The organism is Shewanella sp. YLB-07, from assembly GCF_009377275.1.
Genome location: NZ_VOQB01000005.1, coordinates 193,588 through 211,324, shown reverse-complemented (window position 1 = coordinate 211,324; position 17,737 = coordinate 193,588). Strand labels below are relative to the sequence as shown.

General features: G+C 44.3%; 17 protein-coding genes. 13 read left to right on the top strand and 4 right to left on the bottom strand.

The genetic code is table 11. From position 1 onward, the window contains the following. Positions 1–91: 91 nt before the first annotated feature. Both FS373_RS12865 and FS373_RS12860 read left to right on the top strand, forming a co-directional pair. A complete protein-coding gene (locus FS373_RS12865) occupies positions 92–1,117 on the top strand; it encodes a phospholipase A (protein WP_407695611.1) in 1,026 nt (341 codons plus the stop codon). A 152-nt stretch (positions 1,118–1,269) separates the two neighbouring features. Further along, positions 1,270–1,518 (top strand): hypothetical protein, encoded by a 249-nt coding sequence (locus tag FS373_RS12860; RefSeq protein WP_144047855.1) that lies wholly within the window; start codon positions 1,270–1,272, stop codon positions 1,516–1,518. A 102-nt stretch (positions 1,519–1,620) separates the two neighbouring features. Here the strand turns inward: FS373_RS12860 and yghU are convergent, their stop codons facing one another. Together yghU and FS373_RS12850 are read right to left on the bottom strand one after the other, a co-directional pair. Next, positions 1,621–2,478, bottom strand: coding sequence for a glutathione-dependent disulfide-bond oxidoreductase (gene yghU, locus FS373_RS12855; protein WP_144047854.1), 858 nt, complete (start codon positions 2,476–2,478; stop codon positions 1,621–1,623). Between the two features lie 208 nt (positions 2,479–2,686). Then, positions 2,687–4,759, bottom strand: coding sequence for a M13 family metallopeptidase (locus FS373_RS12850; RefSeq protein WP_144047853.1), 2,073 nt, complete (start codon positions 4,757–4,759; stop codon positions 2,687–2,689). Between the two features lie 321 nt (positions 4,760–5,080). Here FS373_RS12850 and FS373_RS12845 point away from each other — a divergent pair, with 321 nt between their 5' ends. The 6 genes from FS373_RS12845 (at position 5,081) to FS373_RS12825 (ending at position 10,028) form a co-directional block, all read left to right on the top strand. Beyond that, entirely contained in the window at positions 5,081–5,371 is a 291-nt protein-coding gene (locus FS373_RS12845; protein ID WP_144047852.1) for a putative quinol monooxygenase, read from the top strand. Positions 5,372–5,449: 78 nt separating this feature from the next. Continuing rightward, entirely contained in the window at positions 5,450–6,106 is a 657-nt protein-coding gene (locus tag FS373_RS12840; protein WP_144047851.1) for an NAD(P)H-dependent oxidoreductase, read from the top strand. A gap of 904 nt (positions 6,107–7,010) precedes the next feature. After that, positions 7,011–7,181 carry a hypothetical protein gene (locus tag FS373_RS31495; protein WP_194165849.1) on the top strand — a complete coding sequence of 57 codons (171 nt, stop codon included), beginning with the start codon at positions 7,011–7,013 and terminating at the stop codon, positions 7,179–7,181. 111 nt (positions 7,182–7,292) lie between these two features. Then, positions 7,293–7,922 carry a LysE family translocator gene (locus FS373_RS12835; RefSeq protein ID WP_144047850.1) on the top strand — a complete coding sequence of 210 codons (630 nt, stop codon included), beginning with the start codon at positions 7,293–7,295 and terminating at the stop codon, positions 7,920–7,922. Between the two features lie 496 nt (positions 7,923–8,418). Continuing rightward, the gene (locus tag FS373_RS12830; protein ID WP_144047849.1) at positions 8,419–8,922 is read left to right on the top strand and encodes a VF530 family DNA-binding protein; all 504 of its coding nucleotides are present in this window, start codon (positions 8,419–8,421) and stop codon (positions 8,920–8,922) included. A 419-nt stretch (positions 8,923–9,341) separates the two neighbouring features. Beyond that, positions 9,342–10,028 carry an energy-coupling factor ABC transporter permease gene (locus tag FS373_RS12825; RefSeq protein ID WP_185976886.1) on the top strand — a complete coding sequence of 229 codons (687 nt, stop codon included), beginning with the start codon at positions 9,342–9,344 and terminating at the stop codon, positions 10,026–10,028. Between the two features lie 48 nt (positions 10,029–10,076). Here FS373_RS12825 and FS373_RS12820 read toward each other — a convergent pair whose 3' ends face one another. Together FS373_RS12820 and FS373_RS12815 are read right to left on the bottom strand one after the other, a co-directional pair. Next, entirely contained in the window at positions 10,077–10,625 is a 549-nt protein-coding gene (locus FS373_RS12820; protein WP_144047848.1) for an acyloxyacyl hydrolase, read from the bottom strand. A gap of 225 nt (positions 10,626–10,850) precedes the next feature. After that, on the bottom strand, positions 10,851–11,510 hold the full coding sequence (locus FS373_RS12815) for a glutathione S-transferase family protein (protein ID WP_144047847.1): 660 nt from the start codon (positions 11,508–11,510) through the stop codon (positions 10,851–10,853). Positions 11,511–11,687: 177 nt separating this feature from the next. Between FS373_RS12815 and FS373_RS12810 the strand changes: the two genes are divergently transcribed. From FS373_RS12810 to FS373_RS12790, 5 genes are all read left to right on the top strand, one after another. Further along, the gene (locus FS373_RS12810) at positions 11,688–12,245 is read left to right on the top strand and encodes a hypothetical protein (RefSeq protein ID WP_144047846.1); all 558 of its coding nucleotides are present in this window, start codon (positions 11,688–11,690) and stop codon (positions 12,243–12,245) included. 328 nt (positions 12,246–12,573) lie between these two features. Beyond that, positions 12,574–14,190 carry an HD domain-containing phosphohydrolase gene (locus tag FS373_RS12805; protein ID WP_144047845.1) on the top strand — a complete coding sequence of 539 codons (1,617 nt, stop codon included), beginning with the start codon at positions 12,574–12,576 and terminating at the stop codon, positions 14,188–14,190. Positions 14,191–14,206: 16 nt separating this feature from the next. Continuing rightward, complete coding sequence (locus tag FS373_RS12800; RefSeq protein ID WP_152829595.1) at positions 14,207–16,075, top strand: adenylate/guanylate cyclase domain-containing protein; 1,869 nt, start codon at positions 14,207–14,209, stop codon at positions 16,073–16,075. After that, positions 16,075–16,698, top strand: a complete 624-nt coding sequence (locus FS373_RS12795; protein WP_152829594.1) for a hypothetical protein — start codon at positions 16,075–16,077, stop codon at positions 16,696–16,698. The genes FS373_RS12800 and FS373_RS12795 overlap by 1 nt, the downstream gene beginning before the upstream one ends. After that, positions 16,695–17,564, top strand: coding sequence for a M48 family metalloprotease (locus FS373_RS12790; RefSeq protein ID WP_144047842.1), 870 nt, complete (start codon positions 16,695–16,697; stop codon positions 17,562–17,564). The genes FS373_RS12795 and FS373_RS12790 overlap by 4 nt, the downstream gene beginning before the upstream one ends. Positions 17,565–17,737: the final 173 nt, after the last annotated feature.

The following is a 17,737-nucleotide window of genomic DNA, read 5'->3' as shown; positions in this document are numbered from 1 at the left end:
TTCTAGAATGAAATAAGGCGATTTTGAAGCCCTTTCCCAGTGGACAGCGCATTAATTCAGTGCAGTCATCAACAATGATATGGAATTTATTTTGGCACGTTTAAATTACAAGTCTTTAGGTATAGCTTCTCTATTACTAGGCACCATTAGTCAGGTTCAAGCCTCGCCAATGAGTGACTGTATCGCTAAACAGGTGGAAATCGGCACCGATGAAATGACGCTCGGTGAGATTAGGGGGATTTGTGAGGCACAAACATCTATAGCCCGTGATGACACCATTACTTTATTCGGTAAAGAAACTAAAGCTGGTGCACTCACTAAGCGAATTATTCAAGAAAGACAGAGTGAACAGTCAGAGTTTGTGCTCACGCCCCATAGAATGAATTACATCTTACCGGTTTACACCACTAACGAGATTAACCCTGTCGCATACAGCAGCGATCAACCCTTTAATGATGGGCTAAAGAATATTGAGTCAAAATTTCAATTGAGCCTTAAATTTCCTCTGACTTACAATTCTTTATTTGTAGAAGGGGATAGAATCTATGGTGCATTCACCATCGAGGCTTGGTGGCAGGTATATGCCGACGATATTTCCAGTCCATTCAGAGAAACTAATTACAATCCTGAGTTGTTCTATGTGATGCCGTTAGATTGGCACCCTTATGAGAGCAATACTGGTCTCATGCTTGGTATAGAGCACCAATCGAATGGCCGCTCGGTACCACTATCCCGTTCATGGAATCGGGTTTTCGCTGAATTGATTTTTGAGAAAGAGAATTGGGTCTGGTTCGTCAGACCTTGGTATCGCTTGCCTGAGGATGCTAAAACTGACCCGCTAGAACCCGGTGGCGATGATAACCCAGATATTGCCGATTATATGGGGCATGCTGAATACGGCATGGGTTACGATTTCGGCGATTATGAGTTGAGTGTAAAATTACGTCAGAATTTTTCAACCAGTAATGGTGCGGTGCAGGTTAATCTCACAACCCCATTGTATGGCAAGTTGAAAGGCTATGTGACCTTCTTCAACGGTTATGGTGATAGCCTGATTGATTATAATCACAGCCAAACTCGCTTTGGTTTAGGTATCGCACTTAATAATATGTTTTAAATTCTGGTTTGATAATTCTCTAAACTGTGAGTTTCAATCCTTTACTATGGTAAAATATGCCACATATTGAAGCCTAGCTGCACTGCTAGTAATCGTACACTAGCCGTTATATACAGAGTGCAGTTGCATACAGAATTAAGAGTATTAAACAGATGAATAACGAACTTGATGTCATCGATAACTTAGCAGAGCTAGAACGCTTTTTATTGTCGGTAGAAAAAGGTGGTATGGGGCTAGAAGGTGTTGCCGGTGTCGGTATGGCAACCAATAATGCCGATGGTCGCCACTTCGTCGCCGTATTCGATGACAATAACAAACTGCTTCATGCCCGCTGGATCACCCAAGAAGTCTTCGATACGGGCAAAGAGATGGTTCGTAACGGGGTAAAAGCCAAGCATTAAGCTCTGCTTAATACCATAGGAATCTTATACCAGTTCCATTAAGTCAGTGATCATTCAGCGTCATAAATTTAATGGAATTGGTATTATGTCGACAGCCAGATGTTAAGGCTGTTTCTTTAGCACCGCATCTATGTCTGATGCGCTATGACGTTCATGCAGCTGCTCCCACTCCTCGCCCCAAGTACGGTTGACGATTTTTCCGCGTTGTACCGCGCTGCGTTTGTCTATCTGTTTTGCCCAGCGTTGCAGGTGGGTGTAGCTCGCCACATCAAGAAACTCAGCGGCCTCATAGATTTTACCCAGTACTAAATTACCGTACCAAGACCAAATAGCTATATCTGCAATACTGTAGGTGTCACCGCCGATAAACTCATTGTTTGCCAGCTGCTTATCGAGTACGTCTAGTTGACGTTTGGTTTCCATCGCGAAGCGGTTGATGGGATATTCAAATTTTTCTGGGGCGTAGGCATAGAAATGGCCAAAACCACCACCGAGATAAGGTGCAGAGCCTTGTAGCCAGAAAAGCCAATTCATCACCTCGGTGCGTGCAGCGATATCTTTCGGTAAAAAATAACCAAACTTTTCGGCGAGGTACAACAAAATATTGCCAGATTCAAACACTCTTATTGACTCAGTTGTTGAGTTATCTGTGAGTGCCGGGATCTTAGAATTGGGATTGATATCGACAAAGCCTGAGGAGAACTGCTCGCCTTCACCGATATTAATCAGATAGGCATCGTACTCGGCTTCTGATACCCCTTTAGCGAGTAACTCTTCCAGCATTATGGTGACTTTTTGTCCGTTAGGCGTTGCCAATGAGTGCAGCTGTATTGGCTGTTTACCTACAGGCAATACTTGCTCATGTCTGGCACCTGAATCGGGACGATTGATGCTGGCCCATTGGCCGCCGTTTTCATTATCCATGGTCCAAACTTTCGCTGGCGTATATTCGTTAGTCATACTGTTTCCTATCTGTTTAACTATATGAGTATAGATATCGGGGCTATTTCTCTATTTAAAACCTCAAAACCATTAATTCGATATAACACTTTGTTGTTGGATTGTCTTATAAGGAATAAAAAATACCAGCCAGAGATCTGACTGGTATTTTTTTACTTGAGACTGATAACTTACCGCTTATGACTTAAAACGGCCTGGCTCGAAATCATTACCAGATACGCACACGATCTTCTTCTGCTAGATAAAGTGCATCACCCGGTTTTACGTCGAAGGCCTTGTACCAGGCATCATGGTTACGTGGTGCCTGGGCACGGTAACGACCCGGTGCGTGAGTGCCACCACGAAGTTGGTTGAGCATGCTTTGTTCAGTACGTTTTTCTTTCCATACCTGAGCCCAGGCAAGAAAGAAGCGTTGATCGCCGGTAATACCGTCTATCACAGGGGCTTCTTTGCCATTGAGGCTGAGCTTGTAGGCATGATAAGCCATGGCTAAACCGCCCACGTCACCTATATTTTCGCCTAGGCTGTTACGGCCATTGACGAAGTTATCCGGGATAGGCTCGTATTTGCTGTATTGAGCGGCGAGTTGATCGGCTTTGGCATCGAAGGCGGCGCGGTCTTCATCTGTCCACCAGTTACGCTGAATACCGTTAGCATCAGACTTTGAACCCTGATCATCGAAGCCGTGACCCATTTCGTGACCGATAACCGCGCCAATACCACCATAGTTGACGGCTGGATCGGCATTGGGATCGAAGAATGGAGGTTGCAAGATAGCCGCCGGAAACACTATCTCGTTAAACGAGCTGTTGTAGTAGGCGTTAACGCGCTGGGGTGTCATGCCCCAACGATTACGATCGGTTCTCTTAAGCTCTTTGGCAACACTTTGGGCGTTAAAGAACTGGCGTAAGTGATGAACGTTACCCACCAGGTCCTTGTCGGTCAGTGTCAGGCCATCGAACTCCTGCCACACATCCGGATAACCAATTTTAGGAGTGAAGGCAGCAAGCTTAGCGTGAGCATTGACCTTAGTTTCATCGCCCATCCAGTCCAGGCCATCGATACGTTGACCTAAGGCGGTACGTAAGTTTTCTACCAGCTCAGCCATTTGCTGCTTTGATGATTCTGGGAAGTAGCGAGCCACATAGACCTTACCTATGGCAAAGCCAAGTGACTGAGTGCCAGACATCTCTGCTACAGCGCGTTTCCAGCGAGGACGAGGCTCTTCTTGTCCTTTTAGGGTTTTACCGTAAAAGGCAAAGTTAGCTGCATTGATATCTTCAGATAAAAGTTCTGAATTATTACTGATGGTGTGGAAGGTCAGGTAGTCTTGCCATACCTTTAGTGACTCATGATTGACCAATTCAATCATGGCATTAACAGGCTCAGGTTGGGAGATATTGAGCTGAGGGACCTGATAGCCCTTTTCATCAAAGTAGATATCCCAATTAAAGCCTGGATATTGCTTGGCCAAGTCGGCGCGTTTGACCTGATTTAGGGTCAGATCGCGGTTACGACGTTTCTCTCTTGGCCATTGGCCTTGGGCTATCTTAGTCTCAAGAGCTAAGATAGCTTCGGCCTTTGCTTTACCGTCTGTTACGTCAGCAAAGGCTAGCATCTGAGCAATATGCTCAACATAGGCGCTGCGTATGTTGACGAAGCGCTCGCTATCTTCAAGGTAATAAGAGCGATCGGGTAGACCTAATCCACCGGCACCGATAGACATCTCATACTGGTTTGGATCTAAGCGGTTAAACCACATGCCTCCAGAAATCGGTGATGTTGCGCCGGTGAGCCAGGCATGACCAAAGACTTTAGTTAAGTCATCGGTAGACTCGATTTCTGCGATTTGATCTAAGGTGGCCTGGATTGGACTGAGCCCTAGTTTGTTGATGGTATCTGTATCCATATATGCCTGATAAAAATCGGCAATCAACTGCTCTTCATCGTTTAGGTTACTGCGGCTGACGATATCATCGATGATCTCTTTAACCTGCTTCTCACTGCGTTCGGCCAAGCCAGTAAATGCGCCGTAGCGGGTCTTATCGGCAGGCATGATGTAGTTGTCATACCAAGTGCCGCTGGCATACATAAAGAAGTCATCGCCGGGTTTTACCGTTTGGTTGCGGGCAGCTAAATCTACGCCGAAGCTACCTAGCTCGGCTTTGGCGGTGGTTGCAGTGCTGACTTGGGTTTTGGCTTCTTTGTTATTAACGTCTGATGTGCCACAGCCAGCTAAAAAAGTGCCGGCTAATGCGATAGCGATTAAGGATTTTTTCATTTTTTTATATTCTTCCTTGCAAGGAGAGTTGCTGTAAAAACCATCCCATATTCTAGAATTGACAGAAAATGTCAATGTGAGAATTGTTAGTAAAGTTTGGTTAACATAAAAAGTTTTTTGAAGGTGATGTGACGCATACTCAAGTACTTGAAAGGCTTGTTAGGCTAAGATGCTGTACTCTGGTTAAATGTGTAAAAACGACAGCTCATTAACAACAAATAATTGATAATGATTCAATGATTGCCCGGTTTATATCTTGGTAAGGTGAGCTTATTATTGCTTCCAACAAGTTAAACCTAAACTCAAACTCGAGGAAAGAATATGGCTCAGCTCACCATTGTGGCTAACATCATCGCCAAAGCAGAAAAAGTTGAATTAGTTAAAGCTGAATTATTGAAGCTTATTGATATCACTCGTGCAGAGGAGGGATGTATCGATTATGTCCTTCATCAAGATAACGAAAACCCAACGCATTTTACCTTTTATGAGAATTGGGCTTCACGAGAATTATGGCAAATGCATATGGGCAACCAGCATCTAGCCGATTACATGGCGGCAACTGAAGCTTGTGTCGATAAGTTTACTGTTAACGAAATGACAAAAATAGCCTAATTCTGCCCATCGATTTATAGCGGCCTTATTACCTTGAGTGAGCGTTTAAAAGGTTGCTCCAAAAATGTAGAGACAATTATGACGAACCCAATTATTGCTGATTTAGAAAGTCGTTACACGACTAAAAAATATGACTCTACTAAACGGGTCTCACCAGCTGATCTCGAAGTGATATATGAAGCGATGCGATTATCGGCATCTTCAATCAACTCACAGCCTTGGAAGTTTATCGTGATTGAAAGCGATGAAGCCAAGCAGCGCATGCATGATACTTTTGCCAATAAGTTTCAATTTAATCAGCCACACATCAAATCGGCTTCACATATTATCTTGTTTGCTCATAACCCAAGCTATACCCGTGAAGATTACGCTAAGGTTGTCGACAAAGGTATTGAGGATGGACGCACTAAGCCTCAGGACAGAGATCAAGCCTTCGGCGGTTTTGCTTTTGCCGAATTAAACACAGATGAAAATGGTAATAACGCCGCCTGGACTAAGTCCCAGACGTATCTGGCCTTAGGTAACACCTTACATGTGTTAGCACGTTTAGGCATAGACTCGACAAGCATGGAAGGTATCGATAGCGAGTTGGTTAGTGAAATATTTAAAGATGAACTTGGTGGCTATGTGAGTGAGGTGGCGCTGGCTATTGGCTATAAACACTCTCAAGAAGACTATAATGCAAGCATACCTAAGTCTCGCTTAGCCATGGAAGAGGTTATACAGGTTCTCTAGTTAAGCCAGCACTGCAAGTGGGATTCAATGATGAGCCCACTTACTATCTCTTTAAATAAATAGCCCTTGAAATAAATAGTCCCTGAAATATTAACCTGTAGGCTACTTATACCAAACCTATTAAATATGTGCTCTACCTTTTAAAAGGATAGATTGCGCTTGATAGCGTACATATTGTACGTATCTGTTCGTGTATTCCTATCCGAATGTACTCTCAGTGGTAACCGACTCTTTGGCTTCTAGACCCTCAGTGAGAGTGCTCCGCGAAAAGGGGGGAACATGGGTAACTAGGTAGCCGATTGAGGCCAATAAGAGTGTAATAAGTACTCTGCGTAATGTTATGTTCATGGGCATTATTTCATGTCTTGGAATTAGGTATCGTTCTGTACGACTCTCTTCACGAAATTTTTAATTAAAGGTATCGAATTTGAACAATCAGTGTTTAGAGCCTGCTTCGTTCGCTTATCTTTCTCTGACATAGTGGAGCAGTAAAAGTTCTCACCTTTCCCAAGTTGGACCTAGCTATTGAAGCAAGACCGAAAATCAACAGTGGCGAATATATCCTTAACTGATGGGGGCTTCTTGTCGCTGCAATGTGCTATGGCATCAGACTTTCTTGACCACTCGTGCTCTATTATCTAGGAGTTTTAGCTTGTTTTGGGTAAGCGTATGTAAGGGGGGGGAGTAGGAGTAAAAAACCAATAGCAGACTGCTAATGTGCGGATAAGAAAAGGTAGAAATATTTGGGAACATTGACGTATTAGCCTGTGTTGACCGTACTTAGAGATATGTCTGCTCTAGGTAAGAAACGAACTAAGTTCTGTTTTATTAAACCAAGCAGTTTATTCATTTGTCTCTGGCTTATGTTATCGAGCTTGTATTTATGGGCTGAAACAGCGTTTTAGTGGCGAGTTTTGGCGCCCATAATGCCGAGCAATATACCGTTATGGAGACGAATCAATTGGTTGAAGGCATTATCAAAGACATTGCCGGTGAGCTGGTCGATGAGCTTGATATCGAGGTTTTATATATTCAGACCCCAAGAAAGTTAATTTTCGCTATAAAGTACTTGTGACGTGGTTTTTCGAGCATTATAGTATGGCGTTTATTGAAGTCGGCTATGGTTATATTTCATGTATAGCTGGGTTTCGGAAAGTTAAAATGTTTTAAAATAAGGCGTAAACTGATGTCCCTAGAGAGTGCGATTACATTTTTTATCGCTATGTTTATTTTTGGCATTACCCCTGGTCCTGGCGTGTTTGCTATATTGGCTCGAGCTATGGTACAGGGCCCCAAAAAATGCATATCCCTTGCTGCCGGTATGGTCTCAAGCGATCTCATCTACCTTATTTTTGCCTGTTTCGGCCTTGCGACTATAGCCGAGAATTGGTCTGAAGTCTTTGTTGTTATTCGCTATCTCGGTGCAGCTTACTTAATCTATTTAGGCTATAAAATGTTTAAAGCTTTGCCACAGCTTAGCGACGAGGTTAGTAGCCAAGCAAAGGAGTTGAAAGAGAGTCGTTCAATGGCGAGTTTCGTGCAGGGCTTTTTAATTTCAACCTCTAATCCTAAAGTGATTCTGTTCTATATCTCTTTCTTGCCAACGTTCATCGATCTCACTGTGTTGAAGACTCAAGATATAGTGCTTGTTTCAGTGCTTTCATGTTCAGCCTTGATTAGTGGTCTGATGCTCATTGCATTTGGTGCGGCTAAATTGGCTAAAACCTTAAAGACACCACTTGCCCATAAGCGACTCAATCAAGGTGCCGGCAGCATCATGATCGCAGCGGGTTCATATCTGGCGATCAGCAAATAAAGTGCGAAGAATGTCCTAATGACAACAAAGTAATGGCAAGAAAGCCATTTATACCAGTTCCATTAAGTAAGTGATCATTCAGCGGGAATTAAAAACGCTGTAGGCAAGTAAGTGGATTGAAGCTAATAGTTATTCTCGGCAACAAGCTCCTGCGTTGCTCTACCTCCAGCATCCATGCAGTCGTATATCGAGAGCCACTTACGCAGCATAAAGTGTTTTTCCCTTTGCTTTAAACATCAGCCGTACTACGTGAGCTTCTCAGGACTTCCACTTCTGCGTTGCATTGCCTCAAAAGGGAATAACCATTTCCGCAACAATGCGCCTTGAATTTAAAGCCCTGAATTGATCATAAATTTAATGGAATTGGTATTAGTTATACGTGTTTGACTGAGTTTCTTGTTATTATTAGGCTATTGAATGGCTCTTGATATCAATATCGGCCGCTCTGAGTGAGTAGTTAGAGCCTAGACACCCAAATTGCGTAAGTTGGATACCCATGATTGAACAGCAACAGAACAACCCATTACATGGCTTAGGCTTAGAAACTATGCTCACCGAGTTGGTGGCGTTTTACGATTGGAAGATTTTATACGCCTCCCTGCGTTTAGAGTGTTTCAATATTAATCCTAATATGGCGGCATGCCTTAAGTTTCTTAAGAAGACTGAGTGGGCGAGGGAGCGGGTAGAGAGTTTCTATCTTTATCGCTTCAAGCGTATGCCAAAGGGAAGCTCTGCACAATTCGAGCTTAAGCCACGTGAGCGTGGTTTTGCCGATGGTATCGTGCCCCGTAAGCCTGAAGAGTTAACTATCGAGCTTATTGCCGAGATGCGAGCCAAAGCGACTGCTGATTATGAGGATATGAAGCGTAACGAGGGGCAAGGGCGTCCTCGCTATGGCAAGGATAAGCCAAAGGCTCAAGATGGTTACGCGCAAAATAGGCGGTCTAAAACGGATAGACCAGCACCTTCTCAAGACTCTTCTAATCCTTGGGGTAAGTAACCTAAGGTTAGTCATGATCGAAATGATGACTCACTAGAGTCATCGCTGCTGCTTGTTGGGTGAGGTGTTAGATCTATCTCAATTGGCAGCTTGAACTTGTTCAATCTGCGCCGCTTCAGGTTCGAGCATGATCTCTTCCTTGTTGAGCTTGTGCTCGCCGAAATACATCATCAAAAAAACCACTAAAAATGTTTCCATTCGTTACTCACACCTGCTCACTAAAGACAATATCAGGCTGAATAATAACAAAATGAGTTGAATATGAGCTGAATCGAGCGTTTAGCTTTCAAACATTGATTTAATATTTATAGGTATAAAAACTCAGATAGCATATATTTGCATTAGCTAGCAGTGAGTTAACTCTACGCCGCTAGATAATTGACTTCTTATACCTATAGGAATTAAGGATGGGCGTGTCAATGAAGGACTTTTTGATACAACGAATTAGCGAGATTGACTGGAGTTATAGCCAGGGGCAATTATTGTCGATAGCTGGGCTACTATTTTGGCTTTGGCTAATCTGGCCCACAGATGAATTCAAAGTCCTGGTAAAAGATAAACAGAAGCAAACCCAGGTATTGATCGCCGCAATTGCGCTTAATAGTTTATGGCTGATTAATGCCAGCCTAGTTCAAGGTATACATGTGCATTTTCTCGGGCTTGTGGTGCTGATGTTGATGTATGGCTGGCGTATGGCGACTGTGATTGCGATATTACCTGTGTTATTTTTTTCTACCTTCATATTTAAGCAACCGTTCGAATTTGGCATATATGGCCTGCTTGCTATCGCTTTGCCTCTGTTCTTATGTTTTACGGTTTATAGCCAGATATTTAAATATCTGCCCCATCACTTTCTGGTTTACATCTTCTGCGGCGCATTCATCAATGCTTTCTTGTCAATCGTGTTTCATATCATATCTTGGGCGACTTGGCTCTGGTTGACCACTGACTATGACTGGGCCTTTCTCAGTGATAACTACCTCTTACTGATCCCCTTGCTTGGTTTCCCTGAGGCTTTACTCAACGGTATGTCTGTCACCTTGCTGGTGGTCTATCGCCCGCAATGGCTCTATGACTACTCGGACAAGACCTATTTTAAAGACTAATGTTTCAATGACTAATAATTTATTAGCCACTGCTTCAATAACTGATGCTTACCAGAAGTAGCCATAGTTAAAGCCGATGGCGTTTAGACCATCGTTGGTATTGGAGAAGTTAGCATTGGAGTAATGGATAAAAGAAAAGCCAATTTGGTGATGTTTGAACAAGATGACGCCGACACCTAACTTGTCTTCGAATTGCCATTTAGAGCCCATGTCTCTGTCTGCATAAAATTGGCTGTTGATGTAAGTGACACCTATGCCAGCTTCCAAGAAAAGAGTGAGCTGGTCGAAATGGAGCTGGTATTTGAGTATGGGAGTGACCGAGCCACCGTTCTTATCTGAATAAAGAAAGTCTTGCCAGTGATGGTAGGCAAATTCCAGATTAAAGTCGATATTGTGTTTGGTTAAAAAGTTATCATCCATCTCAAAATTGTGGACATATGCGAGGCGATAAGCCGTGCCCGAGTGTGATTCTTGCCAGCCATCCCACCTAGGATTGATTTCACCTTGGGTATAGGTAATACCTGAGTCTGATAAGCTGTTAGCTGATAAAAGTACTAAGAAAATAAAAACACATAACGCGCGGAAGGTTTTATTCATAAATCAGTGACCTATGATGAATCAGTGGTTACTTATTTCATTTTTAAGCTTGATGAAACTGCTAGTTAAGATTAGCTCAGATTGGGCGTATTTGAAGGGAAGCGGTTTGGAATCTTGCTAATGGGGTTGATTGGCTACGGGCTAACCTTGGTTATTTATGCTTAACAATGAGGCCGATGTATGGCCTCATTCATCGTTTAGTTTATTTGTTTAAATAGGTATAAGTCAAAGCTCAACGCCCGCTTCGTCGGCATCGACAATATCAGTTTCTTTTAAGGCGTCGGCTATCCAGCGCTGCATTGTCGGGCACTCTGCAACATGGGCCATATATCGGCGTGAGGCGTCAGAGACTATGATGCCATAGGTACGAAAACGCATGACTACCGGGGCGAACATCATGTCGGCGATTGACCAGGTACCGAATAACCAGCCACCGGTATCGGCTGTATCATATTCATGCATCTGTTGTGACCAAATTTCATCGATACGTTTAAGGTCTTTTTTTGCCGCGTCACTAAGCTGAAGACAGCGTGTGGCACGGATATTCATCGGTAGCTCATTACGTAGGGCGTTAAAGCCAGAATGCATCTCATTGGCTATCGAACGAGCCTTGGCTTTTTGCTTAGGCTCACTGGGCCATGCCTCACCCGCCAGATAAGTATCATTGAGATATTCACAGATGGCTAATGAGTCCCAAACTGTGATATCGCCATCAACTAAGGTTGGCACTCTTAAAGTCGGTGATATCCCCTTTAGTTGTTGATAGAAGCTGGGAGTATCGAGTTTTAGCATGACTTCTTCGAAATCTACACCGGATTTAGCCGCCATCAACCAAGCTCGTAGTGACCAACTAGAGTAATTTTTATTGCCGATATAGAGTTGCATGCCATTTCCTTTTGGTATTTTATCTAGATTTCATACTATATGAGCTTGTGCTTATTTTGGCTATTTTTATGTCCATTGATTTAAAATTGAGCTAAGTAACGTCTTGCAAGTAATTGTTAATTAAGTCTTCTTGAAAGGGATGTTTAAAGCTGGCATTATTCAAAAAAAGGAATTTTTATGTCTACCAAAATAATAAAATCAGTGTTGGTTTTTAATGAGAATCAAAAAATAGCTCCTAGATTCTTGCTCACCTATGTCTTGATCTGGCTATTCTGGCACAACCAATTAATCACTACTTTCTTCACTAGCAACGGCGACTTTTTGGCAAGAGGCAATGCGGCGCTAGCCTCCGTTGCCGGTAATCATTATATTCTGGTGTTCTTTCTCACTTGCCTCTTCTTCGGAGTGAGGATTGGCTATCATTTTCTGAAGCAAAAAGCCGATGACTTGATGGAAGAGGGTAAATCGACAGAGACTTATGCCGGTAGCGATCAAGGCTTAGCTAAAACTGAAGATATAAAAAGACTGATGACCATGATCAGTGAACTTAAAACTAAGTTGGCGACTTCTAAAGAGAGAGAAGAGAAGGTGATAAAAGAGAAAAACGCAACAATAAGCAAGCTCTTAAGCCTTCAAGCCGAATTAGACGATATGCAAGCCGATAACACCATGCTAGAAAAGTCTAATGAAGCGCTAAAGGCGCAACTGGTTAATGCTGGTCATCTGGTTTTATAATCCGTAGCGGGTCATCTCATCTCCCTGCTGCTTGTGAGATTCAATTCTCTGTTTTGAGTGTAAGCTAAGCCTCTTTTCCTCTGGACTTTGAAGCTTAGCTCTTCACTTTATCATTCATTTTTCTATCCGTTTTTTTATTCATTTCCCCTGATTATTCCTACTTAACATATTGGCTAACAATAGAGTGCTCATTTCATTGGTTTCCAGGGCCCAGGAGTTTGACTGCGACTGGCTTTGCGACTATATGAGTAAGGTGGGGAATAAGAAAAGTGCGTTGATATAGGGTCAGGTTTTACTTCCGAGTCTCTTATTTTATGTGGTTTTCAACATGTCTGAACTTAGTAATAAACAAATTGAAGAAAGGTTACAACATCTTACGACTTTAAGTATCGCGCTCAACGACATCAAGAATATTAAGTTCTTGTTGGAGAGAATTTTACATACGGCGCGAACGATCACCAATGCCGATGGCGGTACCTTGTATCGTGTCAGTTCGGATAAAAAATTTCTTGAATTCGATATCCTTATTAATGCCTCTTTGGATCTGCACTTTGGCGGCAGTCGGGAGAAATCGGATAAGATGAGGTCGATTCCCCTGTCTCTCGACAATGGTGAACCGAATTTGGAGGCCGTTGTTGCCTATGCCGCCAATCGCAAAGAATCGGTTAATATTGAGCATGTTTATGATACGCCAATCTTTAACTTCTCTGGGATGCGCAGATTCGATGAAGTTTATGATTATCATTGCCAGTCTCTGTTGGCCGTCCCCATGCTGGATCATAATTCAGAATTGGTTGGTGTGCTGCAGTTGGTCAACTCGATGGCTGATCCCTCCGGCCAAATTCAAGCATTTTCAACAACGGATCAACTGTTTATTGAGGCGCTATCTTCTCAGGCCGCTATCGCTATTACCAATCAGGAACTCATCTTACAGCTAGAAGAGCTTCTCGAGTCTCTGGTGAATTTAATCAACATAGGCATAGATGAAAAATCCGCCAATACAGGCAGGCATTGTCAGCAAGTCCCTAAGTTAACCATGATGTTGGCCGATGCCGTACAAAACATGGAGGAGGGGCCGCTGAAAGATTTTTCCATGTCAGAAAATGAAAGGTACGAGCTCTGGTTAGCGGGAATGTTGCATGACTGCGGCAAGATCACCACCCCTGTGCATGTCATCGAAAAAGCGACCAAATTACAGACCATCTTCGATCGTATTGACTTGATCGATGCGCGTTTCGAAATTATGGGACGTGATGCCGAGATCCGCTATTTAAAGCGGCTTGCCCAAGACAGTATGTCATCACAACTCACTCAGGAGTTACACCATGAGCTGGAGTCTCTGAGAAGTGATCGCGATTTTTTAGCTCATGCCAACATAGGTTGTGAGCGCATGAAAGATGAAGATCTTGAGCGTGTCATGTCGATAGCCTGTGGGACTTGGGTCGATTATAAGGGGGGAACACAGGCTTTGCTGACAGAAGATGAGGTCGAAAACCTGCAGATCCGCGGCGGCACCCTGACGGGAGATGAGCGTAAAATTATCAATAACCATATTTCGGTCACCATACGCATGTTGGAAGCTCTGCCTTGGCCAACACACCTACAGGATATTCCAGAATATGCTGGCGGACATCATGAGCGCATGGACGGTAAAGGTTACCCTAGAGGCCTGCGCGGCGAGGACATGTCGGTACAGGCGAGAATCATGGCAATAGCCGATATCTTTGAAGCCTTAACGGCGAAGGACAGGCCCTATAAGACAGGGAAAACTTTATCTGAGTCCTTATTTATTCTCGGCAAGTTTAGCCTCAATGGCCATATAGACCCGGACTTGTTCCGTATTTTTGTGGATAAAAAAGTGTATCTGCAATATGCCAATGAATATATGGATGGTGTGCAGGTTGATGAGGTGGATGAATCTAAGATCCCTGGTTACTTAACTTAGGTAATAAGTGAGAGTGATGAAGCAGAGCGGTAACTTCCTCAATGTGTTCACAGTTTTTGTCTTGCTCTTGGTTTGTATCGAGATGAGCTGGTTGCAGACGCTACGCCCATTGGAGTTCGGACTCTCGGATTTTTTAGTCAAGATACATGCGAGGAGTACGCAGCCAGATCCCGATGTCGTGATAGTCAATATCGATGATGCCAGTCTGGCTCGTATGGAAGATAAGGTTGGCAGCTGGTTCTGGCCACGCTCTGTGCATGGTGAAATGATAGAGGGGATCAGTAAGCAAGGTCCTGAGGCCATAGTATTCGATCTCTCTTTCGTCGAACGGGATCTCTATCGAGTCGAAAGTGATGCCATGTTCAATCAGGCATTAGCGGGTAAGGAAAACATCTTCTTCCCCCTGATAAGGCTATCCTCTGAGCAAGATAAAAACGGCCCCAAATTGTCACAGATTGCCGATAAGCTTGGATTGATTAAAACTGAGTTTTCACTACCCAATGCGAGAGCCGCCCTCATGCCTCCTCTTGCGGTAGCCACTCAGTATTGGCGTCTGGGCACAGTTAACTTTCTCAACGACATCGATGGCGTGGGGCGCAAGTATGATGTTTATCAGAATCTTTACGGTTGGTTGATGCCTTCGCTTCCGGCAAAGGTGGTGAGTGCACTCGGCTATCAAGTACCTGAAGTTGAGCATATCGTTCTGTCATGGGGCGGCGCTAAGAATCCCTATCGACGATTTTCCTATGCCGATCTCTATGATGATTTTAACCGAGAGACACCGCTGCGAGATCCAACCGAGTTAGCGGGGAAAATTGTCATCATAGGCGCCGACGCCTCAGCGCTGCATGATATTCGGGTTACGCCCATAGATAGCCTGTATTCCGGCTTAGACATTCTCGCCACCGCCATAGATAACCTGAAAAATGGGCGCTATATGACTCTTCTTCCAATGTGGAGTTATCTGCTTATCTCTCTGGGCTCGATTGTCTCTGTGTATGTCTGCTTCTTGCTTAGAATCAATGCCATCTCAGTGGGGGTATCACTGCTGGGGGCGAGTGTATTGGGCTTACTCGTCAGCTATCTATTTTTGAGTCAGTTACTCTTGCTGCATTTGCTCACGCCGCTGGTGTTGGTGTGGTTGTATTACTTCTCTTTGGCGCTACGAGAGTATCTGATTGAGCGTCAATCAAGAATGAAGGCGATCAGGCTTTTCAGTCGCTTCGTTAATCCTTTGGTAGTGAAAGAACTGGTGTCCAGTGAGGGGCTGAGTCGTGAGGGAGAGAGTCGGGAGATCTCGGTACTTTTCTCCGATATTCGTGGCTTTACCAGCTTGTCTGAGAATCGTTCGCCCCAGGAGGTGGTGAGTCTATTGAACCGTTACTTTACCTTGCAAGTGGCGGTCGTTTTCAAACATGGAGGCTCATTGGACAAGTTCATCGGCGACTGCATCATGGCATTTTGGGGGGCACCGTTAGATGATCATCAACATGCGGTTAACGCCGTTAAAGCAGCCCTTGAAATGGCTGAGGTGCTACAGCAGTTTAAACAAGAGTTGGGTGAACAGGATGCCGATTTCGATGTTGGCATTGGCATACACTCAGGCCCGGCTGTTGTCGGCCTTATTGGCTCAGATCAACGTAAGGAATATACCGCCATTGGCGATACGGTTAATTTGGCCAGTAGGATCGAAGGATTGACCAAGGGGGTCTCTAGAATCTTGGTGTCGAGTGACACTAAGACACTTTGTGGCGAGCGTTTTGACTTCGAACCATTCGGCTTTTATAAAGTTAAAGGCCGGGCAAAAGATGTCGAGCTGTTTGCACCAACAGAGGCTGTAAATATTTCTGATTTGGAAGGCCCTGTAAATAGGGAGAGAGTTTAATGAAACGATCTTTAATGAAGCAAAAACGAATATCATTCTGGCTGGTATTGCCCTTGATGGCGATGACCAGCGTCACCTTCAGTCAAAAGCTGGCTAGCCAAGAGATAACGAGTCGGGATAAAGCCAGCTTAGTGCGTGATACTGAGCTAAAAGCTAAACCTTTTAGCGATGCCGCCACGCTTAAGATGTTGGCCGAGGCACTCTCTGTCGATGTGCTGTCAAGGAAGTCCAGTTGGTTGGAAATTCAGGCCGAAGCACTCACTGGCTGGGTGAAGATGTTCAGTGTGCGTTATGACCTACAGTCGCTGCAGACATCGGACTCGTTTGCCGGTACCAAGCAGGTATTTAATCTAGTGACCACGGGAAGCAGTGGCAGCACTGTCACCACGGCCTCTCGTGGGCTCGACGAGAATAAGTTTTCCGAACCGAGTCCTAACCCCTACGCATTTAAGACCATGCAGTCTTTCGCTGTATCGGGAACGGATGCGCAATCTTTTGCCAGAGAGGAGAATCTCAATGAACAGCAGCGAGATTATGTGACGGCTTCAGTAGAAGGTTCAGCGAAAGATTTAGCTGTTAGCGCCGAGACCATTTCCGATAACCTTGTTGGAGGTAAGTCATGAGAACATCAAGGTTAACTTTCATATTGCTTATGGCTTCTGTCATTTGTAGTGCCTGCTCGACTCAGGGCTTAGTGATTAATAATATCGACATTGGTAAAAGTCTTTCCGCCATAGGTCATACCTCAGATGCATTGACCGAGCTTGATGAAACCGGCGAGATTATTTTGGGTCAAGAGATAGTGACTAACTTGCTCGGCGTGGCTCCCTTGTTGCCTGACCAAGAGGTACAGAGCTATGTCAATAAAGTCGGTCGCTGGGTGAGCATGCATTCGGAGCGGCCTAATTTACCCTGGAGCTTTGCCGTAATGGATGACATGAGTATCAATGCTTTCGCCGCTCCCGGTGGCTATGTGGTGATCACTAAAGGTTTGTTGCTTAGACTCAACAATGAGGCCGAATTAGCGGGTGTGCTCGGTCATGAGATATCTCATGTGCTGCGCCGACATCATCTGAATGCGTTGAAGAAAGCCAGTGGCATGAGCGCATTGACAGATATCACCAGTGTGGTGTTAACGGCCAAAGAGGAAGATACTCAGTCCCTTAAACTCGTTACCGCTGGCACCGAGATATATATTCGAGGCTTAGATAAGGAAGATGAGTTTGAATCCGATGCCATGGGCGTGGTATTGGCGGCGAGAGCCGGCTATGATCCTTATGGTTTACCCGCCGTGCTGCACTCGTTGCAGATGATAAATCCAGACGATGCAGGCATGGCCATGATGTTTAAGACCCACCCGTCACTGGATGACCGACTCTCTCGGTTAGATGGCGTTATGGCTAGGGGATTCGAGCAGTTCGACAAATCTCCGGCCGTAGAAAGCAGATTTAATCGTGCCCTTGCCAACATATCTTCGCTGACGCAATAAGGAAATGTAGGACGATAAGCTAGTATAAAGGCAGCAAGTAGATATAAATAATGTAAGCTAAAGGACTGAGGTTCATACCAATTAATGGGCCTCTCCAATTTTCTGTCCGAGTCCTCCAACCCCCGCTACATCAAGCTTTGAGCCTGATCAAGTTAGACCTTGGTATAACATAT